Annotated in this window: 22 protein-coding genes, 1 other RNA gene and 2 pseudogenes; 7 read left to right on the top strand and 18 right to left on the bottom strand. The window is 59.9% G+C overall.

What is annotated here, in order from left to right:
- Positions 1 to 104: 104 nt before the first annotated feature.
- The 10 genes from gcvP to ACIQV9_RS28495 form a co-directional block, all read right to left on the bottom strand.
- On the bottom strand, positions 105 to 2,978 hold the full coding sequence (gene gcvP, locus ACIQV9_RS28540) for an aminomethyl-transferring glycine dehydrogenase (protein WP_403108540.1): 2,874 nt from the start codon (positions 2,976 to 2,978) through the stop codon (positions 105 to 107).
- Between the two features lie 249 nt (positions 2,979 to 3,227).
- Complete coding sequence (gcvH, locus tag ACIQV9_RS28535; RefSeq protein WP_403108537.1) at positions 3,228 to 3,611, bottom strand: glycine cleavage system protein GcvH; 384 nt, start codon at positions 3,609 to 3,611, stop codon at positions 3,228 to 3,230.
- Between the two features lie 49 nt (positions 3,612 to 3,660).
- The gene (gene gcvT, locus ACIQV9_RS28530) at positions 3,661 to 4,743 is read right to left on the bottom strand and encodes a glycine cleavage system aminomethyltransferase GcvT (protein WP_403108534.1); all 1,083 of its coding nucleotides are present in this window, start codon (positions 4,741 to 4,743) and stop codon (positions 3,661 to 3,663) included.
- A gap of 155 nt (positions 4,744 to 4,898) precedes the next feature.
- Positions 4,899 to 6,515 (bottom strand): ABC transporter permease, encoded by a 1,617-nt coding sequence (locus tag ACIQV9_RS28525; RefSeq protein ID WP_403108531.1) that lies wholly within the window; start codon positions 6,513 to 6,515, stop codon positions 4,899 to 4,901.
- A 140-nt stretch (positions 6,516 to 6,655) separates the two neighbouring features.
- Positions 6,656 to 7,660, bottom strand: a complete 1,005-nt coding sequence (locus tag ACIQV9_RS28520; RefSeq protein ID WP_403108528.1) for an extracellular solute-binding protein — start codon at positions 7,658 to 7,660, stop codon at positions 6,656 to 6,658.
- A gap of 267 nt (positions 7,661 to 7,927) precedes the next feature.
- The gene (locus tag ACIQV9_RS28515; protein WP_403108542.1) at positions 7,928 to 9,145 is read right to left on the bottom strand and encodes a 2-octaprenyl-3-methyl-6-methoxy-1,4-benzoquinol hydroxylase; all 1,218 of its coding nucleotides are present in this window, start codon (positions 9,143 to 9,145) and stop codon (positions 7,928 to 7,930) included.
- 9 nt (positions 9,146 to 9,154) lie between these two features.
- The gene (locus ACIQV9_RS28510; RefSeq protein WP_403108526.1) at positions 9,155 to 9,640 is read right to left on the bottom strand and encodes a DUF4442 domain-containing protein; all 486 of its coding nucleotides are present in this window, start codon (positions 9,638 to 9,640) and stop codon (positions 9,155 to 9,157) included.
- Entirely contained in the window at positions 9,633 to 10,820 is a 1,188-nt protein-coding gene (ubiH, locus tag ACIQV9_RS28505; protein WP_403108524.1) for a 2-octaprenyl-6-methoxyphenyl hydroxylase, read from the bottom strand. Before ubiH ends, ACIQV9_RS28510 begins: the two co-directional genes overlap by 8 nt.
- Complete coding sequence (pepP, locus tag ACIQV9_RS28500) at positions 10,817 to 12,151, bottom strand: Xaa-Pro aminopeptidase (protein ID WP_403108521.1); 1,335 nt, start codon at positions 12,149 to 12,151, stop codon at positions 10,817 to 10,819. The genes ubiH and pepP overlap by 4 nt, the downstream gene beginning before the upstream one ends.
- Before the next feature lie 27 nt (positions 12,152 to 12,178).
- A complete protein-coding gene (locus ACIQV9_RS28495) occupies positions 12,179 to 12,739 on the bottom strand; it encodes a YecA family protein (protein ID WP_403108518.1) in 561 nt (186 codons plus the stop codon).
- 127 nt (positions 12,740 to 12,866) lie between these two features.
- On the opposite strand from ACIQV9_RS28495, the gene ACIQV9_RS28490 reads away from it, so the two are divergent.
- From ACIQV9_RS28490 to ACIQV9_RS28475, 4 genes are all read left to right on the top strand, one after another.
- Positions 12,867 to 13,076 (top strand): TIGR02449 family protein, encoded by a 210-nt coding sequence (locus ACIQV9_RS28490; protein WP_003213954.1) that lies wholly within the window; start codon positions 12,867 to 12,869, stop codon positions 13,074 to 13,076.
- Positions 13,073 to 13,390 carry a cell division protein ZapA gene (locus tag ACIQV9_RS28485; RefSeq protein ID WP_007942435.1) on the top strand — a complete coding sequence of 106 codons (318 nt, stop codon included), beginning with the start codon at positions 13,073 to 13,075 and terminating at the stop codon, positions 13,388 to 13,390. Before ACIQV9_RS28490 ends, ACIQV9_RS28485 begins: the two co-directional genes overlap by 4 nt.
- 30 nt (positions 13,391 to 13,420) lie before the next feature.
- Positions 13,421 to 13,599, top strand: a non-coding RNA gene (gene ssrS, locus ACIQV9_RS28480) — 6S RNA.
- A gap of 86 nt (positions 13,600 to 13,685) precedes the next feature.
- Positions 13,686 to 14,291, top strand: coding sequence for a 5-formyltetrahydrofolate cyclo-ligase (locus tag ACIQV9_RS28475; protein WP_010465002.1), 606 nt, complete (start codon positions 13,686 to 13,688; stop codon positions 14,289 to 14,291).
- Positions 14,292 to 14,326: 35 nt separating this feature from the next.
- On the opposite strand, the gene ACIQV9_RS28470 is transcribed toward ACIQV9_RS28475, so the two are convergent.
- A complete protein-coding gene (locus ACIQV9_RS28470) occupies positions 14,327 to 14,479 on the bottom strand; it encodes a hypothetical protein (protein WP_403108514.1) in 153 nt (50 codons plus the stop codon).
- Between the two features lie 201 nt (positions 14,480 to 14,680).
- Here ACIQV9_RS28470 and ACIQV9_RS28465 point away from each other — a divergent pair, with 201 nt between their 5' ends.
- Complete coding sequence (locus ACIQV9_RS28465; RefSeq protein ID WP_403108511.1) at positions 14,681 to 15,130, top strand: EVE domain-containing protein; 450 nt, start codon at positions 14,681 to 14,683, stop codon at positions 15,128 to 15,130.
- Positions 15,131 to 15,238: 108 nt separating this feature from the next.
- On the opposite strand, the gene ACIQV9_RS28460 is transcribed toward ACIQV9_RS28465, so the two are convergent.
- On the bottom strand, positions 15,239 to 15,646 hold the full coding sequence (locus ACIQV9_RS28460; RefSeq protein WP_403108509.1) for a flagellar basal body-associated protein FliL: 408 nt from the start codon (positions 15,644 to 15,646) through the stop codon (positions 15,239 to 15,241).
- 150 nt (positions 15,647 to 15,796) lie between these two features.
- Here ACIQV9_RS28460 and ACIQV9_RS28455 point away from each other — a divergent pair, with 150 nt between their 5' ends.
- Positions 15,797 to 16,774: an NADPH:quinone oxidoreductase family protein gene (locus ACIQV9_RS28455; protein WP_403108506.1), complete on the top strand. Its 978-nt coding sequence runs from the start codon at positions 15,797 to 15,799 to the stop codon at positions 16,772 to 16,774.
- A gap of 50 nt (positions 16,775 to 16,824) precedes the next feature.
- Here the strand turns inward: ACIQV9_RS28455 and ACIQV9_RS28450 are convergent.
- Positions 16,825 to 17,438 (bottom strand): annotated as a pseudogene (locus tag ACIQV9_RS28450) (energy transducer TonB).
- 326 nt (positions 17,439 to 17,764) lie between these two features.
- On the opposite strand from ACIQV9_RS28450, the gene glpT reads away from it, so the two are divergent.
- Positions 17,765 to 19,114 carry a glycerol-3-phosphate transporter gene (glpT, locus tag ACIQV9_RS28445; protein WP_109635765.1) on the top strand — a complete coding sequence of 450 codons (1,350 nt, stop codon included), beginning with the start codon at positions 17,765 to 17,767 and terminating at the stop codon, positions 19,112 to 19,114.
- On the opposite strand, the gene ACIQV9_RS28440 is transcribed toward glpT, so the two are convergent.
- From ACIQV9_RS28440 to rho, 5 genes and pseudogenes are all read right to left on the bottom strand, one after another.
- Positions 19,090 to 19,758: a gamma-glutamylcyclotransferase gene (locus tag ACIQV9_RS28440; protein WP_403108503.1), complete on the bottom strand. Its 669-nt coding sequence runs from the start codon at positions 19,756 to 19,758 to the stop codon at positions 19,090 to 19,092. The two genes, glpT and ACIQV9_RS28440, sit on opposite strands and share 25 nt — an antisense overlap.
- 233 nt (positions 19,759 to 19,991) lie before the next feature.
- Positions 19,992 to 20,960: a CDP-6-deoxy-delta-3,4-glucoseen reductase gene (locus ACIQV9_RS28435; protein ID WP_403108500.1), complete on the bottom strand. Its 969-nt coding sequence runs from the start codon at positions 20,958 to 20,960 to the stop codon at positions 19,992 to 19,994.
- Positions 20,960 to 22,426, bottom strand: a complete 1,467-nt coding sequence (gene ubiD, locus ACIQV9_RS28430) for a 4-hydroxy-3-polyprenylbenzoate decarboxylase (protein WP_150712980.1) — start codon at positions 22,424 to 22,426, stop codon at positions 20,960 to 20,962. Before ubiD ends, ACIQV9_RS28435 begins: the two co-directional genes overlap by 1 nt.
- Positions 22,427 to 22,495: 69 nt before the next feature.
- Positions 22,496 to 24,496, bottom strand: a complete 2,001-nt coding sequence (locus ACIQV9_RS28425; protein ID WP_403108496.1) for an acyltransferase family protein — start codon at positions 24,494 to 24,496, stop codon at positions 22,496 to 22,498.
- Between the two features lie 142 nt (positions 24,497 to 24,638).
- A pseudogene (gene rho, locus ACIQV9_RS28420) lies at positions 24,639 to 25,670 on the bottom strand (transcription termination factor Rho); the annotation flags it as partial.
- Positions 25,671 to 25,747: the final 77 nt, after the last annotated feature.

The following is a 25,747-nucleotide window of genomic DNA, read 5'->3' as shown; positions in this document are numbered from 1 at the left end:
TACCACTCACCTGTAGCAGCGGAAAAGCTGGCGGCGTGAGAACCGAAAAAAATGTCCAAAATTACTGGACCAGTTCAGCCTCGCTCCTACAGGGGGCGGTATTTTTAGCGGTAATCGTCTACCGGCACGCAGGCGCAGAACAGGTTCCGGTCGCCATAGACGTTATCCACCCGATTCACCACCGGCCAATACTTGTGCGCCTTGGTGTGCGCATCCGGCGTCACCGCTTGCTCGATGCTGTAAGGCCGCTCCCAGACCCCGGTGATGTCGGCCAGGGTATGCGGCGCTCGCTTCAGCGGATTGTCTTCGGCCGGCCAGTTACCGTTCTGCACCTCGGTGATTTCCGCGCGAATGCTCAGCATCGCGCCTATAAACCGGTCCAGCTCGGCTTTTGACTCACTTTCGGTCGGCTCGACCATCAGCGTTCCCGGCACCGGGAACGACATGGTCGGCGCATGGAAACCGTAATCCATCAGACGCTTGGCCACGTCTTCTTCGCTGATCCCGGTCAGCACCTTCAAGGGCCGCAAATCCAGGATGCATTCGTGCGCTACCCGCTCGTTGCGCCCGGTGTAGAGCACTGGAAATGCTCCGGATAAATGCTGCGCCAGGTAATTCGCGGCAAGGATCGCCACCTCGCTGGCATCCGCTAACTGCGGCCCCATCATGGCGATGTACATCCAGCTGATCGGCAGAATGCTCGCGCTGCCCCAAGGCGCCGCGCTGACCGCGCCGTTCTGCGGCAACGGTCCCTCAATCGGCACCACCGGGTGATTGGCGACGAACGGCGCCAAGTGTGCACGCACGCCAATCGGACCCATGCCCGGCCCACCGCCGCCATGGGGAATGCAGAAGGTTTTGTGCAGGTTCATGTGGGAGACGTCGGCGCCAATGTCCGCCGGCCGCGCCAATCCCACTTGAGCGTTGAGGTTGGCGCCATCCATGTACACCTGGCCGCCGTGGCTGTGGATAACTTCGCAGATTTCGCTGATGCCTTCTTCATACACGCCGTGAGTCGACGGATACGTCGCCATCAGGCAGGCGAGTTTGTCACCCGCCTCCGCAGCCTTGCCTTTGAGGTCATCCAGATCGACGTTGCCCGCCTCGTCGCATTCGACGATCACCACGCGCATCCCGGCCATCTGCGCCGAGGCCGGGTTGGTGCCGTGGGCCGAAGACGGAATCAGGCAAATGTCTCGCGCCCCTTCATGACGGCTCTCGTGGTATTTGCGGATCGCCAGCAGCCCGGCGTACTCGCCTTGGGCGCCGGAGTTGGGCTGCATGCAGATCGCGTCGAAACCGGTGATCGCGCAGAGCCAGCGCTCCAGTTCCTCGATCATCAGCGAATAACCCACGGCCTGCTCTTTCGGCACAAATGGATGCAGGTTGGCGAATTGCGGCCAGGTGATGGGAATCATCTCGCTGGTGGCATTGAGTTTCATGGTGCACGAGCCCAGCGGGATCATTGATTGATTGAGCGCCAGGTCTTTGTTTTCCAGTTGCTTGAGGTAGCGCAGCATCTCGGTTTCGCTGTGATGGGCGCTGAATACCGGATGACGCAGATAAGGCGAGGTGCGCAGCAGACCTGTGGGAATGCCGGAAGCAAGGGTTTCAGCGTCCAGTTCGTCGACGTTCAGCCCATGATCGGCACCGAGGAACACATCGAACAGTTTCGCTACCGTGGTTTCGTCAGAGGTTTCGTCGAGGCTCAGCCCCAACTGCCCGCGTCCGAGAATGCGCAAATTGATCTGTGCGGCCTGGGCACTTTCGATGATTGCCGTCTGAGTGCCACCGACCTCCAGCGTCAGCGTGTCGAAAAAGTGTGTGTTGAGGCGGGTGATGCCGTGGCGCTCCAGGCCAGCGGCGAGGATGCTGGTCAGCCGATGGACGCGTTGGGCAATGCGCTTGAGCCCTTCCGGACCGTGGTAGACCGCATAGAAACTGGCAATGTTGGCCAGCAGCACCTGAGCGGTGCAGATGTTCGAGTTGGCCTTCTCCCGGCGGATATGTTGCTCACGGGTTTGCAGGGCCATGCGCAGCGCGACATTGCCGCGAGCATCTTTCGACACGCCGATGATCCGCCCGGGAATCGCTCGCTTGTACTCATCGCGGCTGGCAAAAAACGCCGCGTGCGGCCCGCCATAACCCATCGGCACACCGAAACGCTGGGACGAGCCGAACACCACGTCGGCACCCAACTCCCCCGGCGGCGTCAGCAACAGCAGGCTCAGCAGATCGGTTGCGACACAGGCCAAGGCTTGCTGCGCATGCAGATGATCGATCAACGGACGCAGATCACGGATCTCGCCGTGGGTGTCGGGATATTGCAGCAACGCACCGAACACCTCGTGCTGTTTCAAGTTATCCACAGCGTCGATGATCAGCTCGAAACCGAATCCTTCGGCCCGGGTTTGCACCACGGAAATGGTTTGCGGATGACAGTTTTCATCGACGAAGAACAGATTGCTTCGGGACTTGGCGACCCGCTTGGCCAACGCCATGGCTTCCGCCGCCGCCGTGGCTTCATCGAGCAGCGAGGCGTTAGCCAGCTCGAGCCCCGTTAGGTCTATGGTCAATTGCTGGAAATTCAGCAGCGCTTCGAGCCGGCCTTGGGCGATCTCTGGTTGATAAGGCGTGTAGGCGGTATACCAACCGGGATTTTCCAGCACGTTGCGCACAATGACAGTCGGTGTGAGGGTGCCGTGGTAGCCCATGCCGATCAGGCTGGTCCAGACCTGGTTCTGCTCGGCATACCCACGCAGCTTGGCCAGTGCGGCTTCTTCGTCGAGCGCGGGTGGCAGGTCGAGCGGCCTGTTCAGGCGGATTCCCGGCGGCACCGTCTGCTCGATCAACTCGACCCGGCTGCCGAGGCTGAGGCTGTCGAGCATCGCCTGTTGCTCGGCGGCATCGGGGCCGAGGTGGCGGCGAAGAAAGGCATTGGGGTCGCGTAACTGGCTCAAGGACGGCAACTGGGACATGACGGGCTCTCTCTTGACTGGCGCTCAACGTCGATGCAACACGGTCAAACCAGCATAGCAGCCGCTGCCGACAGCGATCCCTTGTAGGAGCGAGCGGGCGGCGATCCGACTTGCCCGCGAAGGCGGTGTGCCAGCCAATCAGCTATCGACTGACACACCGCCTTCGCGGGCAAGCCTCGCTCCTACAGGGATTATCATCGGGCAATAAAAAGCCCCGACAAGTCGGGGCTTTGGGATGACGCTGAAGGCTTACTCGCCGATGGCAGCCTTGTAGCCGGCGGCATCAAGCAGCTTGTCCAGCTCGGCCGGGTTGCTTGGCTTGAGTTTGAAGATCCAGGCACCGTACGGATCGGTGTTAAGCGCTTCAGGCGAACCGCCCAGGTCTTCGTTGATCGCGATCACTTCACCGGATACAGGGGAGTAGATGTCGGAGGCGGCTTTAACCGACTCAACGACACCGGATTGATCACCGGCAGCGAAGACTTTTCCGACTTCGGTCAGCTCAACGAACACCACATCGCCCAAGGCTTCCTGAGCGTGATCGCTGATGCCCACGGTGACGGTGCCATCGGCTTCCAGGCGGGCCCATTCGTGACTTTCGGCAAAACGCAGGTCGGCAGGGATATCGCTCATGTTCTGTGTCCTCAAGAGAATTGTCAGCGGTCGTTGCCCGCCAAAAAGGTTAGATCAAGGTTTTGCCATGGCGTACGAAGGTCGGTTTGACCACTCGGACCGGGTACCACTTGCCACGGATTTCCACTTCTGCGCGGTCGGCAGTTGCCATCGGCACGCGCGCCAGTGCTATCGACTTGCTAAGCGTAGGAGAGAAACTACCACTGGTGATCTCTCCTTCGCCAACATTGGCGATGCGGACTACTTGATGAGCGCGCAAAACCCCACGCTCTTCAAGGACCAGACCGACCAGTTTGTGCTGCACGCCACCCGCCCGTTCAGCTTCTAGAGCGCTGCGACCGATGAACTGGCGAGTGGCCGGTTCCCAGGCAATGCTCCAGGCCATGTTCGAGGCCAGCGGTGAAACGTCTTGATGAATGTCCTGGCCGTACAGATTCATGCCGGCCTCGACACGCAAGGTATCCCGGGCGCCCAGACCAATAGGAGAAATGCCGGCACCCACCAGATCGTTGAAAAAACCTGGGGCCTGATTGGCCGGCAGAACGATTTCCAGGCCATCTTCACCGGTATAACCGGTGCGCGCGATAAACCAGTCGCCATCAGGCTGGCCTTCGAAGGGCTTGAGCATCTGAATCAGGTTGCCGCGGGACTGGGTCACCAGTTCGGAAATCTTGTGCCGGGCCTGTGGCCCTTGAATGGCCAGCATCGCCAGTTCGGAGCGCTCGTTGAGCTGCACATCGAAACCATCGAGGTGGGCCTGCATCCAGGCGAGGTCCTGATTGCGAGTGGAGGCGTTGACCACCAGCCGATAACCGTCCTCGAGACGGTAGACAATCATGTCGTCGACGATGCCGCCGCGCTCGTTGAGCATGGTGCTGTACAAGGCACGGCCGGGGCTGTGCAGGCGCTCGACGTCATTGGCCAGCAAATGCTGGAGCCAGGCCTTGGCCTGGGGGCCGCCGACATCGATCACGGTCATGTGGGATACATCGAAAACCCCGCAATCGCGGCGCACCTGATGGTGTTCCTCGACCTGCGAGCCGTAATGCAGAGGCATATCCCAACCGCCAAAATCGACCATCTTCGCGCCGAGGGCGAGATGAAGGTCATACAGAGGCGTACGCTGTCCCATGGGTTTCTCCTTCCGGGCGTGGCGAAGGTGCGGGCAAGTGCTTCACGGGCGAAAGCCTTGAAATAGAAGGCTTTCAGCCGATGTCAGCTACCAGGTCCGTAGGACGGACCGCACCGAATGCCGCGCATTGTAGCCTCAAGGTGTAGGACTGACACCTAGGCGTTTCGATGCGCTGAACGTCGAATCAATCCGATGACCGGTAACAGCCCGACCAAAACCAGGGTCAGGGCCGGCAATGAGGCTCTCGCCCACTCGCCTTCGCTGGTCATTTCAAAGATCCGTACCGCCAGCGTGTCCCAGCCAAACGGGCGCATCAGCAGGGTCGCGGGCATTTCCTTGAGCACATCGACGAACACCAGCAACGCGGCGCTCAACGTGCCGGGCAGCAATAACGGCAGATACACTTTGAAAAACAGTCGTGGCCCACTGACGCCAAGGCTACGTGCCGCTTCGGGCAAAGAGGGCCGTATTCGCGCCAGGCTGCTTTCCAGCGGCCCGTAAGCCACTGCGATGAAACGCACCAGATAGGCCAGCAATAACGCCGACAGACTGCCCAACAGCAATGGCTTGCCCGCGCCACCGAGCCAACTTGAAACCGGGATCACAAGCTCGCGATCCAGATAACTGAACGCCAACATGATCGACACCGCCAGCACCGACCCTGGCAGGGCGTAGCCGAGATTGGCCAGGCTGACACCGGAGCGGATCGCCCGGGTCGGCGCCAGTCGCCGGGCAAATGCCAGCACCAGGGCAACGCCGACGGTGATCAACGCCGCCATGCCGCCCAAGTACAAGGTGTGGACGATCAGCCCGGCGTAACGCTCATCCAGATCGAAGCGCCCACGCTGCCAGAACCACACCACCAGTTGCAGCATCGGAATGACGAAGGCACAAGCGAACACCAGGCCACACCAACTCATGGCCGCCAACGCCTTGAAGCCCCGCAGGTGGTACAGCGCCTTGACCCGGGGGCGCTCATTGCTCGTGCGGTTGGCCCCGCGCGCACGACGTTCGCCGTACAACACGATCATCACCACCAGCAGTAACAGGCTGGCCAGTTGTGCGGCGGTGGAGAGGCTGAAAAATCCGTACCAGGTTTTGTAGATGGCCGTGGTGAACGTGTCGAAGTTGAACACCGACACCGCACCGAAGTCCGCCAACGTTTCCATCAGCGCCAACGCTACGCCGGCACCAATCGCCGGCCGCGCCATCGGCAAGGCAACTCGCCAGAACGCCTGCCACGGCGATTGACCCAGCACTCGCGCTGCTTCCATCAAGCCTTTGCCCTGGGCCAGGAACGCGGTTCGCGCCAACAGGTAAACGTAGGGATAGAAGACCAGCACGAGGACCAGAATCACGCCACCGGTGGAGCGCACCCGCGGCAACCTCAAGCCCGCGCCGAACCATTCGCGCAGCAGGGTTTGCACGGGGCCGGCGAAATCCAGCAGGCCGACGAAGACGAAGGCCAGCACATAAGCCGGAATCGCAAAAGGCAGCATCAGCGCCCAGTCCAGCCAGCGCCGACCGGGGAATTCGCAGAGGCTGGTCAGCCAGGCGAGGCTGACACCCAGGAGCGTGACACCGATACCGACGCCGAGCACCAGCGTCAGCGTGTTGCCCAGCAGGCGCGGCATTTGGGTGTCCCAGAGGTGGGACCAGATTTGATGATCGATGGTTTGCCATGACAACAGCAAAACGCTAAGTGGCAGCAGGACCAGCGCAACGATGGCGAAGACCAGAGGGTACCAGCGGCGTTGGGCGGGGTGGGCCAAGGAAGGTCTCTCGCAAGCAAATCGTGGAGTGTAGGAAAAATGCAAAAAGATCGCAGCCTCCAGCAGCTCCTACGTTGGGTGGTTTACACCCTGCAGGAGCTGCCGAAGGCTGCGATCTTTCGCTCTTACAAGCCGCAGACTCAGTTCCAGCCAGCGCGGTCCATCAACCGAATGGCTTCGGCCTGGCGTTTACCCGCCACTTCCACCGGCAAGGTGTCAGCCTTGAACTTGCCCCACGCCGCCACTTCCTTGGAAGGTTCCACTTTCGAGTTGGCCGGGAACTCCTGGTTGACGTCGGCGAAGATGCTCTGCGCTTCAGGCGTGGTCATCCACTCCACCAGTTTCTTCGCTGCTTCCGGGTGCGGGGCATGCTTGGTCAGGCCGATACCTGAGAGGTTGATGTGCACGCCACGGTCGGCCTGGTTCGGCCAGAACAGCTTGACCTTCAGGTCCGGCTTCTGCTGGTGCAGGCGGCCGTAGTAATAAGTGTTAATGATGCCGACGTCGCATTGCCCGGCGTTGATCGCCTCAAGCAGCGCGGTGTCGTCGGAGAACACGTCAGTGGACAGATTCTTGACCCAGCCCTTGATGATTTCTTCGGTTTTTTCCGCGCCGTGGGTTTCGATCAGGGTGGCGGTCAGGGACTGGTTGTAGACCTTCTTCGAGGTGCGCAGGCAAAGACGACCTTCCCACTCCTTGCCAGCCAGGGCTTCGTAAGTGGTCAGTTCGCCGGCTTTGACCCGGTCAGTGGAGTAGGCAATAGTCCGCGCCCGCAGGCTCAAGCCGGTCCAGGCGTGGGACGCGGCACGGTATTGAGGCGGAATGTTGGCGTCGATGGTTTTCGAAGTGAAGGGTTGCAGGATCCCCATCTGCTCAGCTTGCCAGAGGTTACCCGCGTCGACGGTCAGCAGCAGGTCGGCGGTGGCATTCTCGCCCTCGGCCTTGATCCGCTGCATCAGCGGCGCTTCCTTGTCGGTGATGAACTTCACCTGCACACCGGTTTTCGCCGTGTAGGCATCGAACACCGGCTTGATCAGTTCATCGATACGCGAGGAGTAAACCACCACCTCGTCGGCGGCCTGGGCGACAGTGCTGCCAATCAGGGTCAGGGCGAGTGCAGTCAGTAGACGCTTCGGTGCCAACATAGGAGCGAACTCTCGATTGGGAAATTGAGACCAAATGATAAGGACTCACATTTACGTTCTCAATCAATCAGTTTGCGGAGGCGTTACCAGATGTTGCACAAAGTGCGCGCACGCCTCATGTGGCGAGGGGGCTTGCCCCGTCCGACCGGGCTGGCGCTCCAGCGCGAAGCGGTCGCAAATCGGAATGCAGGGTTTGTCTGAAGAAATGCCGGGGCTGCTTCGCAACCCAACGGGGGCAAGCCCCCTCGCCACAGGGCCATCCCTACTTCAGGCCTTGGCGAGCGCTGGCAAATCCCCGATCAACCCCAGCGCTTCGCGCACGAACAGCGCCTTGGCTTCAGGCATCTGGTCGACCATCTTCAACCCGGTATTGCGCAACCAGCGAATCGGCAACGGATCAGCCTGGAACAGGCGCTCGAAACCCTCCATCGCCGCCATCAACGCCAAGTTGTGAGGCATGCGCCGACGCTCGTAACGGCTGAGCACCTTCACATCCGCCAAACGCTCGCCACGCGCGGCCGCTTGCAGCAGCACTTCGGCCAGAACGGCGGCATCGAGGAAACCGAGGTTCACGCCCTGCCCGGCCAATGGGTGAATGGTGTGGGCCGCGTCGCCGATCAGCGCCAGGCCTTCAGCCACGTAACGCTTGGCATGGCGCTGACGCAGGGGCACGCACAGACGCGGATCGGCGCTGAGCACCGTGCCGAGTCGGCCTTCGAAGGCTCGCTCCAGCTCTTTGCAGAAACCTTCGTCGTCCAGCGCCATCAGGCGTTCGGCTTCGCCCGGGGTGGTCGACCAGACGATCGAACACCAATCCTGCTGACCCTCACGTTCCAGCGGCAGAAACGCCAATGGACCGTTGTCGGTAAAACGCTGCCAAGCGGTCATTTGATGAGGTTTGGAGCTGCGCACGCTGGTGACAATCGCGTGGTGCATATAATCCCACTCGCGAGTCGCCACACCGGTCAGCCGCCGTACTGCGGAGTTGGCGCCATCCGCCGCAATCACCAGCGGTGCGCGCAGCGTGCGCCCATCGGCCAGGGTCAGCAGCCATTCGTCGCCGGAGCGACGCATTTGCTCCAGGCGCGCGTTGGCCAGCATTCCCAGATCACAGTCATGCAAACGGTCGAGCAAGGCATCCTGAACCACGCGGTTCTCGACGATATGCCCGAGCACTTCGGCATGCACACTGGTCGCCGAAAAATGAATTTGCCCGGTGCCGCTGCCGTCCCAAACGTGCATGTCGGTATACGGACTGCTGCGCCGGTTGGCGATACCGTCCCAGACACCGAGGCGTTCGAGAATCCTATGGCTGGCCGTCGACAAGGCGCTCACTCGCGGTTCGAACGGCGATTGCTCGTCGAAGGGCTTGACGCTCATCGGGCTGCCGTCCAGCAGCAGGACTTCCAGCCCGCTGTCCTGCAACGCCAGCGCCAGGGCGCTACCGACCATTCCGGCCCCGACAATCAGCAGATCTGCGCGCATTTCCATGCTTTAAGCCTGTCTCGCTTGCGGCTTGAGCCGCACGTAAAGGGTTTTTCCGACCCGCGCCACCAAGTTGCCGGCGCCGTCATGAATATCGACCTGCAATTGCGGCAGGTACTTTTCGCCCTCCGCCGTCTGCCGGCGGATCTCGTCGAGCAAGGTATCGTCGATCGTGAAACGGGCGAACACCGGGCCTTTGCCCGGTGCGATGAAATCGACGTCAGCGGCTTTGTCCCAGACGATGTATTTGCGTCCGAGGTTTTCCATCAGCATCAGCATGTAGAACGGATCGACCATCGAGTACAAGCTGCCACCGAACTGCGTGCCAACGTAATTGCGGTTGTACCAGCCCAGGCCCATGGATACCCGGACGTCGCGGAAATCATCGCTGATGTGCCGCACCCGAACCCCGGCGCCGAGGTATGGCGGGTAGAAGTTCATCGCCCAGCGCATCAGCCGTGCTTTGCCGAATCTGGCAGTCAGCCACTTAAGCATCGGGTCGAGTACCCAAGCCCATGGCCTGCCGGGCGAACCAGCGTTTGGCCGGCGGCAGCAGATCGAGACCGAGCAGGCCGATGTTGCGGCCCAGGGAAACCAGCGGTTGAGTGCTGCCGAACAAACGGGTCACCTGATCGGAGAAGCCTACGGTCAGGTTCTGATCCATGCGCTGACGCTCGCGATAGGCCTGCAAGGTCGCGAAGTCGCCGGGGGATGTGTCGCTTGCCAGCAGGGCATCGGCCAGGGCCTGAGCATCACGCAGCGACAGGTTGAAACCCTGGCCGGCAATCGGGTGCAGGCTGTGCGCGGCGTTGCCGAGGATGGCCAGATGCGGGCGCACCTGTTCTTCGGCTTCGATCAGCGTCAGCGGGTAAAGATGCCGCGCGCCGACCTGTTTCAAGGTGCCGAGGCGATAACCAAACACGCCCTGCAATTCGCTGAGAAAACTGCGTTCGTCGAGGGCCGCCAGCCGTTGCGCGTCCATCCCCAATCGGGTCCAGACCAGGGCGCAGCGGTTGTCCGGCAGCGGCAACAACGCCATCGGGCCGTCGTCGGTGAAGCGCTCGAAGGCCATGCCGTTGTGCGCTTCGCTCGGCGTGATGTTGGCGATCAGTGCACTCTGGTTGTACGGACGCTTTTTGATGCCGATGCCCAATTGCTCGCGCAGGCTCGAACGGCCGCCATCAGCCAGCACCGCGAGGTCGCATTCCAGGGTGGTTTCATCGTTGAGGGTCAGGCGATAACCATCGGTCAGCGGCTCCATGCGCGTGACTTCCGCCGGGCAACGCCAAGTGACAACGTCCTTGTCCAGACCTTGCCAAAGGCATTGGCCGAGCCAGGCGTTTTCCACCACGTAACCCAGCGCCGGCACGCCCTCTTCCATCGCCGACAAGCGGGCGGTGGAAAAACGCCCTCGGTCGGACACATGAATCTGCTTGATCGGCTCGGCGCGGCGGGAGATTTCCTGCCACACACCCAACCGTTGATAAATCTGCTTGGCACCGTAGGACAGCGCCGAAGAACGAGCGTCATAGCTCGGCTGATACGTATCGCCGGGGGCAAACGGCTCGATCAGCACGATCTTCCAGCCACGGGCCTTGGCCCCGGCCTGCAACGCCAACGCCAGGCTGGCGCCGACCAGACCGCCACCGATGATTGCCAGATTGACTCGACTCATGCCGCTTGTGTCCGCGCGGCGGCCATCAAGGCCTCGATCTCGACGACCGTTTTCGGCACGCCTTGGGTCAGGATTTCACAACCGTTTTTGGTGACCACCACGTCGTCCTCGATGCGCACGCCAATGCCGCGCCATTTCTTCGCTACGTTCTGGTTGTCCGGGGCAATGTAGATGCCCGGCTCCACGGTCAGCGCCATGCCGACTTCCAGCACCCGCCATTCGCCGCCGACCTTGTATTCGCCGACGTCATGCACATCCATGCCCAGCCAGTGGCCGGCGCGGTGCATGTAAAACGCTTTATAGGCTTCGCTGGCGATCAACTCGTCGACGTCGCCCTGCAACAGGCCCAACTTCACCAGACCGGCGGTAATCACCCGGACCGTGGCTTCGTGCGCCTGATTCCAATGCTTGTTCGGCGCGATCTCGGCAAACGCTGCTTGCTGGGAAGCCAACACCAACTCGTAAATCGCCTTCTGTTCCGGTGAATACTTGCCATTGACCGGCCAGGTGCGGGTGATGTCGCTGGCGTAGCAGTCGATCTCGCAACCGGCGTCGATCAACACCAGGTCGCCATCCTTGAGCACCGCGTCATTCTGCTGGTAATGCAGGATGCAGCTGTTGCGCCCAGCGGCGACGATCGAACCGTAGGCCGGCATCTTCGCCCCGCCCTTGCGAAACTCGTAATCGAGTTCGGCTTCGAGGCTGAACTCGTGCAGCCCGGCCCGGCTGGCCTGCATCGCCCGGATATGCGCCTGAGCGGAAATCCGTGCGGCTTCGCGCATCACCTTCACTTCTGCCGCCGATTTATACAGGCGCATGTCGTGCAGCAGATGATCCAGGGCAACGTATTCGTTCGGCGGCTGGGCACCGATGTGCGCTTTAGAGCGGATCACGTTGATCCACTCCATCAGGTGCCGGTCGAATTCCGGGTTGCTGCCCATCGCCGAATACACCCGGTCGCGGCCTTCGATCAGGCCCGGCAGGATGTCGTCGATGTCGGTGATGGGAAACGCATCGTCGGCGCCGAAGTCGCGGATCGCGCCTTCCTGGCCGGCGCGCAGGCCGTCCCACAGTTCTCGCTCGGCGTTGCGCTCACGGCAGAACAGAATGTACTCGCCATGTTCGCGACCGGGCATCAGCACGATGACGGCCTGGGGCTCGGGGAAGCCGCTGAGGTACTGGAAGTCGCTGTCCTGCCGGTAAACGTGCTCGACGTCGCGGTTGCGAATGGCCACCGCGGCGGCGGGCAGGATGGCAATGCTGTTGGGTTCCATCTGCGCCATCAGGGCCTTGCGGCGACGGCTGTATTCCGATTTCGGGATATGAATCATGGGCAGATGGCGTTCCCTGGCAAACGATTAATGCAGCGACGGCTTGGCCGCAGCCGGCGCATCTGCTTTTTTGGTTTCGGAGAACAGCAGCAGTGGCGCAACGCGCAGGTATTCCATCACTTCCATGTAGTCGCTTTCGCCATCTTCGGACTCTTCCAGGGCGTCTTGCACCTGAGAAATGGCGGCCAGATCCTGCAACACTTCGGTGGCTTCGGCGCTCAGCATGCTGCTGTCACGGCAGTTCAGGCCGAAACCGCTGAGGAAACCCTGGCACCATTGGCCCAGTGCAGCGGCACGGTCAGCCAGAGGTTCGTCATCGGTCGGCAGCAGCAGAACCACGGTCACATCGTCACCGGTGAGCTCGCCCTTGACCATCTCCTGCAAGCCGATCAAGGCGTTGCGGACATTATCCTGTGGCTCGGTTTCGAGCAGCTCGGCGGCATCAATCAACCATTCTTCTGCATTGAAGCCGGCACCGGCGCAGCTGCGTCCGAGCAGCAGGCCATGCAGTTCGGCAGGCGAGACGTTATGACCGCTGGAGGTCAGCAGTGTGGCGAAGGCTTGGTACGGGGAATTCTGAATGGGCATGGGCAGCTAGGCGCCAGACGGCGCTATGTCTAGAATGAAGGCCTTGTATCCTACATCGACAGACTCGCCAAGACTATTAAAGGCTGTCCGCCATCTACCATCCATCAGACCTAATTCAGTGGACACAATGGAAGACACCGACCTGCAAGCGCTGATGGCCAGACTCGAACTGCTAATTAATCGGGTCGAGCAACTTAAGAGTCAAAACGGACTCCTATTAGCTCAGGAAAAAACCTGGCGCGAGGAACGCGCTCACCTCATTGAAAAGAACGAAATCGCCCGGCGTAAGGTCGAATCAATGATTTCGCGCCTCAAGGCCCTGGAGCAAGACTCATGAGTTCAAGCAATAGCGTTACCGTGCAGATCCTCGATAAAGAGTATTCGATCATTTGCCCCCAGGAAGAGCGCAGCAACCTGGTGAGCGCCGCCCGTTACCTGGACGGGAAGATGCGCGAAATCCGCAGCAGCGGCAAAGTCATCGGTGCCGACCGCATCGCCGTGATGGCTGCACTGAACATTACGCACGATCTTTTGCACAAGGAAGAACGCCCGGATGTGCAGGCCAGCGGCTCGACTCGCGAACAGGTTCGCGACCTGCTGGATCGCGTCGATCTGGTGCTCGCCACCGATCCGGACGTCACCAAGGGCTGAAACACGAAACCGCTTGGGGTATACTCGCCACACTCCCTGGGGTGCTTGCCAGTTGACCACGTCCCTGAGCCGATTCGCACTACCCTGGAGGCTGCACGTTGGGCTGGTGTGCATGTCCGCTAGACGGAAAGCCTTAAAGCCTACTGCATCTTCCAACTTGAACTTTCGGGTTCAAGGGCTAAGTCAGCAGCGGTTCATCCGGGGAGCCTGATTCCAGTCCGATGCCGGTTTAAATACCGGCATCGGCTTTTTTACGGGTACGCTTTATGTATCCGTCCTGTCGAAGCCCGAATCCATGACCGAACCTGCGCTGCTGCCCCGCCCGCAACTTCGACGCATGCTGCGCAAGGCCCGCCGCGCACTGACACCCAGTCAGCAACGCCAGGCTGCTCGCGGGCTGTACAAGCAGTTGGCCCAGCAGCCGCTGTTTCGCCGCGCCAAACACATCTCTCTTTATCTGCCCACCGACGGTGAAATCGACCCGCGCCTGCTGCTGCGTGCTGCACAACGTCGGGGCAAGGCGACTTATTTACCGGTGCTCAGTGCCTGGCCGCGAACCAAAATGGTGTTCCAGCGGATCCGTCCCGGTGAAAAGCTCAAACCCAACCGCTTTCGTATTCTCGAACCCCGGCACAACCTCGCCCGCCAACGCAAAGTCTGGGCATTGGACCTGGTGCTGCTGCCATTGGTGGGGTTTGACGACGTCGGCGGACGTCTGGGAATGGGCGGTGGTTTCTACGATCGAAGCCTCGCCTACCTGGCGCGACGAAAAAACTGGCGCAAGCCGACGCTGCTGGGGCTGGCCCATGAATGTCAGAAGGTAGAACGTTTGGCTCAGGCGAGCTGGGATGTACCGTTGCAAGGAACGGTGACAGACAAGGCGTGGTATTTCGCAGGCTAGACGCCACTGGAATCAGTGGCGTCCGAAAAACAGGCTCAGCGCTTGAAAACCGACGGCTGTTGTTGCTGCGCGATTTCGATCGGTGCGTCGGTCTTGTTGTTCCACAGGCTTTGGGCATAGCCGGTGGTCACGACGCCGAGGCCGAACAAAATAACCAAAATCCATAGTAAATCCGGTTTGCGTTTCATCGATTGCCCCCCAAAGGCACATCAACACGATGACAGCAGCGGTTTCCGTTGTAGGTGTAGGCCGTGCAGCAGCGTCAAGCTTAGAAGGCCGGCATTTTGCGACAACGTGAACTGACACGCAAACGCTGGCGTCAACCGACTGTCGGTTTGTCATAAAATTGCCCGACAACTTGCCCACTCACCTCGCAAGGAGCAAAAACCATGGCCTATTGGCTGATGAAGTCCGAGCCCGACGAACTCTCGATCAACGACTTGGCGAAGCTTGGCAAAGCGCGCTGGGATGGGGTTCGCAACTATCAGGCGCGTAACTTTTTGCGGGCGATGGCGGTGGGCGACGAGTTTTTCTTTTATCACTCCAGCTGCCCGGAGCCCGGGATTGCCGGGATCGGAAAGATTGTTGAAGCGGCATATCCGGACCCGACGGCGCTGGAGCCGGAAAGTCATTATTACGATCCAAAGGCCACGGCCGAGAAAAACGCCTGGAGCGCGATTGATGTGGCGCATGTCGAGACGTTTGCGAAGGTGTTGAAACTGGATTATTTGAAGCAGCAGACCGCGCTGGCGGAGATGCCCTTGGTGCAGAAGGGTTCGCGGCTTTCGGTGATGCCGGTTACCGCTGAGCAGTGGGCGGCGGTGATTGCATTGCGCTGACACGCTTTTTGTAGGAGCCGGCTTGCTGGCGATGGCGATGTAACAATCAATATGGATGTTGAATGTAAAACCGCTATCGCCAGCAAGCCGGCTCCTACAGATCCAGCATTACTGGATGATGAGGTTGTTGAACAACAAATCCTCAACCACCGGCTTGCCGGTCTCATCGCTCATCACTTGCTGGGTCTGCTTCAAGGCTTCCTGACGCAGCTTTTCCTTGGCTTCAACGTTGCTCATCGCTTCGGTCGACTGCTGGGCAAACAACGCCACCAGCTGATTACGGATCAACGGCTCGTTGGCCTTCACCGCCTTGGTCGCCTCGTCACCGGTCACGCGCAATGCCACATCGGCCTTGTAGACCTTGAGCTTGGGCGTACCGTCCAGCCCGTAGTTGCCCACGAACGGCGGGCTCAGGGTGATGTAATTGACCTTCGGAGCTTCACCTTCTTTGGCTTCTTCGGCCATCGCTGCCACGGGCAGAGAGAGGGCCAGCAACAACATGATCCACGCTTTCACAATTCGCTCCTTATCCGGTTTGCGGCCTAGCATAACGACCCGCCGCTCAAGCACAAGCTTATGGCTGGCTATCAGGGTCGGGCATGCTCGTTGACCCATCGACTCACACACCTACACTTATCGGCCATCACTCCCAAAGGAATAGCCCTGATGAAAGCCGTGCTGTGCAAAGCCTTCGGCCCTGCCGAATCGCTGGTGCTGGAAGACGTCGCCAGTCCTGTCGCGAAGAAGAATGAAATCCTGCTGGACGTGCACGCCGCCGGGGTGAATTTCCCGGACACGTTGATCATCGAGGGCAAATACCAGTTCAAGCCGCCCTTCCCGTTTTCTCCGGGTGGTGAAGCGGCTGGCGTGGTCAGCGAAGTAGGCGAAAAGGTCAGCCACCTCAAGGTTGGTGACCGGGTCATGGCCCTGACCGGCTGGGGCAGTTTCGCCGAACAGGTCGCGGTGCCGGGCTACAACGTGCTGCCCATCCCGTCATCGATGGACTTCAACACCGCCGCCGCGTTCAGCATGACTTACGGCACGTCGATGCACGCGCTCAAGCAACGGGGCAACCTGCAACCGGGTGAAACCCTGCTGGTACTCGGCGCTTCCGGCGGTGTCGGCCTGGCCGCCGTGGAAATCGGCAAAGCCATGGGCGCCCGCGTGATCGCCGCCGCCAGCAGCGCCGAAAAACTTGCCGTGGCCAAGGCTGCCGGCGCCGATGAACTGATCAACTACAGCGAAACCAGCCTCAAGGACGAAATCAAACGCCTGACCGATGGCCAGGGCGCCGACGTGATCTACGATCCGGTGGGCGGCGACCTGTTCGATCAGGCCATCCGCGCCATCGCGTGGAACGGTCGCCTGCTGGTGGTCGGCTTTGCCAGCGGTCGCATTCCGGAACTGCCGGTGAACCTGGCGCTGCTCAAGGGTGCGGCGGTGGTCGGCGTATTCTGGGGTTCGTTTGCCCAACGCCAGCCGCAGGACAACGCGGCGAACTTCCAGCAGTTGTTTGGCTGGTTTGCCGAAGGCAAGTTGAAGCCGCTGGTGTCGCAGGTGTATCCGCTGAGCAATGCGGCGCAGGCGATCAATGATCTTGGCCAGCGCAAGGCGGTCGGGAAAGTGGTGGTACAGGTTCGCTGAGCCTGAAGAAGCGGCCCGGATTGTCCGGGCCGCTTTTTAGTTACCTTGGGTCAAAGCAGCTTTCGAATATCTTCCGGTAGCAAGCTCATGTACTTGCGAACCGGACTCGCCCGACAATCCCTGACAATTTTCGGCACGCGCTTATTGAGCTTGGCAATCAATGCCAAGCGCTTCTCATTCTGTAACTGCGTCGTATAAATCACGTTCGACAAATAAGCACGCGTGTAATCGAACACGGCGGCATCAACCCACGCGTACTCCGGAAAATCGACTAACGCCTCATTGATGTCACGGCACCTCAATTGCTTGAGCCACTTGTTAGTGTGAATGGGTGTGTCCAGATCCAGTCTGAAAACCATTGGGGCCGTCACTTCCTGCTCAGCAGGTATGTCGCCTTCGACCGCCCACGGTTTGAAGCGCCACTGCGTGATCGCCTTCCGGACCGCTTCAGCCAGATCGGGATGGTCGCTTTGCAGAATGCTCACTTTGTTGACTGAACCATCGGCATACACGGTGAACCTGACCCTGACTTCCCTGTGGCCCCAGCCCTGAATAGCTCTCTTGGGTAAATCGGCTTCGGGTTGTTTTCCGGAATCAAAAATACCTCCCCTGCCCAGACACCCACGGATCCAACCACCAACAGCACAAACGCCAACCACCGCATAACCCCTCTCCCTCACCACTGAAATGCCAACCCCGACACCAGCACAAAGGTAAGAGTCGACGGCCCGAAACAGAACACCGCGACTTCTTGTTCGGCCGCAGGACATTTCCCAAAGCCCTGTCCTACTCCAGACTGAAATGCGTCATCAACCGCCGCTCGGGACCATTCCCACACCGCCCTTCACTTATACCTGTGCGACATGTTCATAAAGGAACACGCGATCTCCCACATTTCCGCTTTTTGGTCGATGCGAACCGGTGCTATTTTCGGTAATGAAACTGTAACATTCGCATCCGCAGTCAAAACAAGAAATCTGGAGCTCTTGAATGTTTGCTTTCTTTCGTCCTGCCGCACATCAGGCTCCATTGCCTGAAGAAAAAATAGACGACACCTATAAACGCCTCCGCTGGCAGATCTTCGCCGGTATTTTCATTGGCTACGCGGGTTATTACCTGCTGCGCAAAAACTTCTCCCTGGCCATGCCCTACCTGATCGAAGAGGGCTATACCCGCGGCGAACTGGGCCTGGCGTTGTCGGCGATTGCCATCGCCTACGGTTTGTCCAAGTTCCTGATGGGCATTGTTTCCGACCGCTCCAACCCGCGCTTCTTCCTGCCATTCGGCCTGCTGGTATCGGCTGGCGTGATGTTCATTTTCGGATTTGCGCCTTGGGCGACGTCCAGCGTGACCATCATGTTCATCCTCCTGTTTATCAACGGCTGGGCCCAGGGCATGGGTTGGCCGCCAAGTGGACGGACCATGGTCCACTGGTGGTCGCAAAAGGAACGCGGCGGCGTAGTGTCCCTGTGGAACGTCGCGCATAACGTCGGCGGTGGCCTGATCGGCCCGCTGTTCCTGCTGGGCATGGGCTTGTTCAATGACTGGCACGCGGCGTTCTATGTGCCGGCGGCCGTTGCCATGGCGGTGGCGGTGTTTGCCTTCGTCACCATGCGCGACACACCGCAATCGGTTGGCCTGCCACCGATCGAGAAGTACAAGAACGACTACCCGGAAGGCTACGACGCCAGTCACGAGGAAGAATTCAGCGCCAAGGAAATCTTCGTCAAATACGTGCTGCGCAACAAAATGCTCTGGTACATCGCAATGGCCAACGTCTTTGTCTACCTGCTGCGTTACGGCGTGCTCGACTGGGCCCCGACCTACCTCAAGGAGGCCAAAGGCTTCAGCGTGGACAAAACGTCGTGGGCGTATTTCCTCTACGAGTGGGCAGGTATTCCCGGGACACTGTTGTGCGGCTGGATGTCGGACAAGATCTTCCGTGGCAACCGCGGCCTGACCGGCATGGTGTTCATGGCGTTGGTGACCGTGGCGACGCTGGTCTATTGGCTCAACCCGGCCGGCAACCCGACTGTCGACATGATCGCGCTGATCTCGATTGGTTTCCTGATCTACGGTCCGGTGATGCTGATCGGCCTGCAAGCGCTGGAACTGGCACCGAAAAAAGCCGCCGGTACGGCAGCGGGTTTCACGGGTCTGTTCGGGTATCTGGGTGGTTCGGTCGCGGCCAGTGCAGCGATGGGCTACACCGTGGACCACTTTGGCTGGGACGGCGGTTTTGTCCTACTGATCGGCGCGTGCCTGTTGGCGATGGCCTTCCTTGCACCGACGCTGTGGCACAAGCAAGTCGCCAGTCAGAGCCGCGAAGCGATCGCCTGATCGTCTTTTGATTTGCAGCGCTTGAGCCGCGCCTCCAGATTCCGGTCTGGCATGGCGTGGCTACGCAGGGCGTTGGCGGTCTGCTCGACATAATCGCGAGTGGTGCCGTAACGCCCGCAAGCGTTTTCGAACACGTGGCTCAGCACGTGATCCGGCAAGTTGCCGGCATAGCTGGGCAAGTGCCGCTCCAAGACAAATCCCAATGCCTGAACCTGGCTTCCGTCTTCGAGACGGCAGTTGAGCCAGTGTGGGCGATAGGATGGGAACGGCATTTCGCGCTGCCAAAGCGCATAAAGCGAGGCTTCCAGTTGTTCTTCGGGCAAACGATAAGCGAAGCCGCTGCAAGAACCGCCGCGATCCAGGCCAAAGACCAGACCGGGGACTTCCGGTGTGCCGCGATGTTCGTGGGACCACAGGTACAAGCCGCGATGGTAGCCATGCACTCGGCCGCGCACTCGCTCCACCGCCGGGCATTCAGGGCGCCAGATCAGCGAACCATAAGCGAACAGCCAGACCGGTCCGCCCTTGTGGCGCGCCATGGTCGACTGCATCGAGCTGAGCAATTGTTCGTGCGTAAGCTGCGGCCCCAGATCGAGCCGCGGAGGGTAAGCCAGATTCAGAAAAGCAGATTCAATGGCGCTCATGGCGATTAGCGTTCAGCTCCCCGCGGGTGAAGAATTACTTAATAGAACGCACCGCTGTAACAATAAGGCACATATGTTTTAAGGCAATTTAAGTGCCATGGCACAGTTCTTAAATAATTGCCTTGGTTGATATAACCTAGCGGCATTTATACAAATGTATAAATACCGATCGGCTATATATGCAGTTATAACGATTAAGAGAGAGGATCAAGATCTCGAATCAAGATCGAGGATCAAGATCGAGGCGCGTAGGCAAAGACGTCAGCGCGCATCTGATGCGCATCCATCCCCGCTTCAACCAAAGCATCCAGCGTGCCGTAGACCATGGCCGGTGAACCGCTGGCGTACACATGCAAGGATTTCAGATCAGGGAAGTCCTCACACACCGCCTCATGCAGCATCCCGCAACGCCCCTGCCAGCCGCATTGATCGCTGACAACTTTATGCAGGAACAGATTGGGCAGTTTCAGCCACTCATCCCAATGCTCGATTTCATAAAAGTCTTCAGGCCGACGCACACCCCAATACAAATGCACCGGGTGTTTAAAACCCGTGGCCCGGCAATGTTCGATCAGGCTGTGAATCTGGCCCATGCCGGTGCCGGCGGCAATCAACACCAGCGGACCGTCCGGCAATTCCGCCAGATGGGTATCGCCGAACGGCATCTCGATGCGCACCATCGGGTTGCGTTGCAATTGTTCGATCAGGTTCAGCGCACTGCTTTCGCGCGCCAGCACGTGGATTTCGAGGTCTCGCCCGGCATGCGGTGCCGAGGCCAGGGAGAAGGCGGATTTCTCGCCGTTCTCGCGTTCGATCATCAAATACTGGCCAGCGTGATAACGCGGCAGCTTGCCCGCAGGCGCTCGCAGATGCACGCGAAAGGTATCGCCGCCCACATCCCTGCATTCAATGACCTGACACGATAAGCTGCGCACCGGCAATTCTCCCCGCGCGAGCACGCCATCCCACAGCACGATGCAGTCTTCCAGCGGCTCTGCTATGCAAGTGTAGAACTCGCCATGGTCACGCACACCGCCGGCCTGTTCGACCCGGCCTTCCACCAGCAACGCCGCGCACACGTGGCAATTGCCGTTGCGGCAGCTTTGCGGGCATTCGTAGCCCAGGCGCCGCGCGCCATCGAGAATCCGCTCGCCGGGCAGAATCTCTAGCACTGCTCCGGAGGGCTGCAAGGTTACACGCATCAATCTATTCCTAACTGATTCCAGATGGCATCGATCCGTTGGGTAACGGCTTCATCCTTGACGATGACCCGGCCCCACTCGCGAGTGGTTTCGCCCGGCCATTTATGCGTGGCATCGAGCCCCATCTTCGAGCCCAGTCCGGAGACCGGCGAGGCGAAGTCGAGGTAGTCGATCGGCGTGTTGTCGATCATCACCGTGTCGCGCTTGGGGTCCATGCGCGTGGTGATGGCCCAGATCACGTCGTTCCAGTCCCGCGCGTTGATATCGTCGTCTGTGACGATAACGAACTTGGTGTACATGAACTGTCGCAAAAACGACCAGACACCGAGCATTACCCGCTTGGCGTGGCCCGGATACGACTTCTTCATGGTCACGATGGCCATGCGGTACGAGCAACCTTCGGGCGGCAGGTAGAAGTCGGTGATTTCCGGGAACTGCTTCTGCAGGATCGGCACGAACACTTCATTCAGCGCCACGCCGAGAATCGCCGGCTCATCCGGTGGACGGCCGGTGTAGGTGCTGTGGTAAATCGGTTTGATCCGGTGGGTGATGCGTTCGACGGTGAACACCGGGAAGCTGTCGACTTCGTTGTAATAACCGGTGTGGTCGCCGTACGGACCTTCGTCGGCCATCTCGCCCGGATGGATCACGCCTTCAAGGATGATCTCGGCGGTGGCCGGCACTTGCAGGTCGTTGCCGCGGCACTTCACCAGTTCGGTGCGGTTGCCGCGCAGCAGACCGGCGAAGGCGTATTCGGAGAGGCTGTCCGGTACCGGCGTCACGGCGCCAAGGATGGTCGCCGGGTCAGCACCCAACGCCACGGAGACCGGGAACGGCTGGCCGGGATGCTTCTCGCACCACTCGCGATAGTCCAGCGCGCCGCCACGGTGACTCAACCAACGCATGATGACCTTGTTGCGGCCAATCACTTGCTGACGGTAGATCCCGAGGTTCTGGCGGTCCTTGTTCGGACCTTTGGTGACGGTCAGGCCCCAAGTGATCAGCGGGCCGACGTCGCCGGGCCAGCAGGTCTGCACCGGCAGCATCGCCAGGTCGACGTCGTCGCCTTCGATGACCACTTCCTGGCACACCGCGTCTTTGACGACTTTCGGCGCCATCGCAATGATCTTGCGGAAGATCGGCAGCTTGGACCAGGCGTCTTTCAAGCCCTTCGGCGGCTCGGGTTCCTTGAGGAACGCCAGCAGCTTGCCGATCTCGCGCAATTCGCTGACCGCCTCTGCGCCCATGCCCATGGCGACCCGCTCGGGGGTGCCGAACAGGTTGCCGAGCACCGGAATGTCGTAGCCGGTAGGGTTTTCGAACAGCAGCGCAGGGCCTTTTGCCCGCAGCGTGCGATCACAGACTTCGGTCATCTCCAGCACTGGAGAGACGGGGATCTGGATGCGTTTCAACTCTCCGCGCTGCTCAAGCTGCTGCACGAAATCCCGAAGATCCTTGAATTTCATTGACGATGGCACCCCTAAAATAGGCGTACATCCTACCTGCTCTGCCGTCCGCTGGCAGCTTATCGCTGCTTACTTGGCCGCATTTGAGTTGCCATTGCCCAGTGTCGTGCGGGCTTGCAGGCGCTTGAACAGCGGCTCAAGCACCGGCGCGATAAAGCGCGCACCGACCTCGGACAGGTGATTGTCGTCGGTATACAGCGAATGGCCGTCGAGTTCGGCGCGGCACAGGCCCGCTTGATCGCACAGCAACGGCGCCGGATCGACCACGGTCACGCCGGGATTGGCCGCCGCTATTTGCGCGAACAGTTGGCTGATGAACGCCTGGCGCTTGAAATGCTCAGCCACTGCCAGCCCGACGTCATCGGTCGGACGATGCAGCATGGCCAGGCGGCTGAGGCGGTAAGGCGGGCTGAAGGGCTGCAATGGCGCTTCCTTGATCAGCCAGACGCGATGCCCGCCCTTGCGCAATTGCCGGACGGTCGCCTGCAATCCTTCAGCCAGTTGCTGCTCGGCATTGGCTCGGTCGTACCGACCACGGGCATCTTTCAGTGCATGCCCGAGATCGCCCTTCGCATCGCCATAGAGATACAGGCTCCAGCGCGCGACCAGCACCACGTCGCCCACCGATTGCGGCTTCAACGCCTGCTCGACCCGGCGATTGAAACGGGCGCACCGCTGATCGTGCTCGAGCCCTTCAACCGGGATGCAGCCCGTGGAACTGCTGAGTATCACGCTGATGCCATGCTTCTGCGCGCCCTCATCAAACACCGGAATCAGCGCGGTGGCATGACTGTCGCCCCAGACCAGCACCCGTGACCACAGCGCCGGCGCCCCGTAGTGACAGAAGAGCTGGTCGTCAGGGGTTTTGTCATCGGCCAGGCAGCGCATCAGTTCCGGCCGCCATTCCTTCGCTTTGGCGTACTGCAACGCTTGATCGGACAGGCGCGAGGGCAAGCCATCGGTCCAGCGCAGCGCTTGACCGGCCAGGCCCAACACCAGAATGCCGAAACCGGCCGCCACCAGCACCTGCCGACGCCCCGCCAACAGCCGCCGCTCGCGGAACGGCGTCTCGACGAATTTCCACGACAAGTAACCCAGCACCAGGGTAAGCAAAATCAAGCCGGCAATATCAAACGGACCGGGCTCCTCGACACTGGCGTAGCTGGCAAAGACAAACACCGGCCAATGCCACAGGTACCAGGAATAGGAAATCAGCCCGAGGCCGACCAGCACACGACTGGCCAGCAATCCACCGACCAGAGTCTGCCGGTGGCCGTTGGCCCAGATCAGCGCAACCACGCCCAGGGTCGGCAGCAACGCCGCCGCACCGGGAAATGGCGTGCTTCTGTCGTAGCCCGTTACCGCCAGCAGAATCAGCCCGAACCCGGCCAGGCTGACCACTTGAGCCCCGGTGGTGGTCAGGCGCCATTGGCTTCTGGGCGCAACGGCCAGCATCGCGCCGGCCAATAATTCCCAAGCGCGCATCGGCAACAGGAAAAACGCTTTTTCAGGGTGATGCGCAACGGCCCAGACACTGAGCCCGAAGGACACCAGCAACACGCAAAACAGCGCCAGACGCCAAGCTTTCAGGCGACTCGACAACAGCGTCAGCAACAACGGGAAGACGATATAGAACTGTTCTTCAACCGCCAGTGACCAGGTATGCAGCAGTGGCTTGAGGTCGGAAGCAACGTCAAAGTAGCCGTCCTGACGCATGAACAGGATGTTGGAAACGAACATCACCTGGTAACGCACCGAGCGCCCCAGCTCTTCATAGTCCTTGGGTGCCAGCAGGAACCAGCCCACCGCCAGCACGGCAATGATCATCGCAAACAACGCGGGGAGGATTCGACGGGCACGACGGGCCCAGAAATCAATAAAGCTGAAGCGCCCGGCCTGACGCTGGTTCCAGATGATCGAGGTGATCAGATAGCCGGAAATTACAAAGAAGATGTCCACGCCGACGAATCCGCCGGTGAACCCTGGAACACCAAAATGGAACAACACCACTGCAATCACAGCGATTGCGCGTAAGCCGTCGATGTCCCTTCGATAAGCAAGCGTGCTCATAAACAGTAAGGCCAGTCAGTTGATTGTTTTTACGATCGTTTTTTGTTTTCTAACTGACCGGAGTTAATCACAAACCTCCCATTTTTCGGGCAAAAAAAATGGCGCCCCGAAGGACGCCATTTTTAGCGGATGTAAAACCGCCTTACTTGCGCTTCATCGACAAGAAGAACTCGTCGTTGGTCTTGGTCGTTTTCAGCTTGTCGACCAGGAACTCGATGGCAGCGATTTCGTCCATCGGGTGCAGCAGCTTGCGAAGGATCCACATGCGTTGCAACTCGTCGTCGGCTGTCAGCAACTCTTCGCGGCGGGTGCCGGAACGGTTGATGTTGATGGCCGGGAAGACGCGTTTTTCAGCGATACGACGATCCAGCGGCAGTTCCATGTTGCCCGTGCCTTTGAATTCTTCGTAGATCACTTCGTCCATCTTCGAGCCGGTTTCAACCAGCGCAGTGGCGATGATGGTCAGCGAACCGCCTTCTTCGATGTTCCGCGCGGCGCCGAAGAAACGTTTCGGTTTCTCCAGGGCGTGGGCATCGACACCACCGGTCAATACCTTGCCGGAGCTCGGGATCACGGTGTTGTAGGCACGCGCCAGACGGGTGATGGAGTCGAGCAGGATCACCACGTCCTTTTTGTGTTCGACCAGGCGCTTGGCCTTCTCGATCACCATTTCAGCAACCTGCACGTGGCGGGTTGGCGGCTCGTCGAACGTCGAGGCAACCACTTCGCCGCGCACGGTGCGCTGCATTTCGGTCACTTCTTCCGGACGTTCGTCGATCAGCAATACGATCAGATGAACTTCAGGGTTGTTACGTGCGATGTTCGCCGCGATGTTCTGCAGCATGATTGTTTTACCGGCTTTCGGCGGTGCAACGATCAGACCGCGCTGGCCTTTACCGATCGGGGCGCACAGGTCGATGACACGACCGGTCAAGTCTTCGGTGGAACCGTTGCCGGCTTCCATCTTCATGCGCACGGTCGGGAACAGCGGGGTCAGGTTCTCGAAGAGAATCTTGTTTTTCGCGTTCTCGGGACGATCGTAGTTGATCGTATCGACCTTGAGCAGCGCGAAATAACGCTCGCCTTCCTTCGGAGGGCGGATCTTGCCAACGATGGTGTCACCGGTGCGCAAGTTGAAGCGACGGATCTGGCTCGGCGAGACGTAGATATCGTCCGTTCAGTGTTGTTATGATGGTTGTGTTGTGATATTGTTTCGGTATTAGTGTTGTTGTATGTGGTGGACGTATTATT

The sequence above is a fragment of the Pseudomonas sp. NPDC099000 genome (assembly GCF_044759925.1).
In the GTDB taxonomy this organism is placed as follows: Bacteria; Pseudomonadota; Gammaproteobacteria; order Pseudomonadales; family Pseudomonadaceae; genus Aquipseudomonas.
Note: the sequence above shows the minus strand (reverse complement) of the source record. Positions and strands in the feature narration are given on the sequence as shown.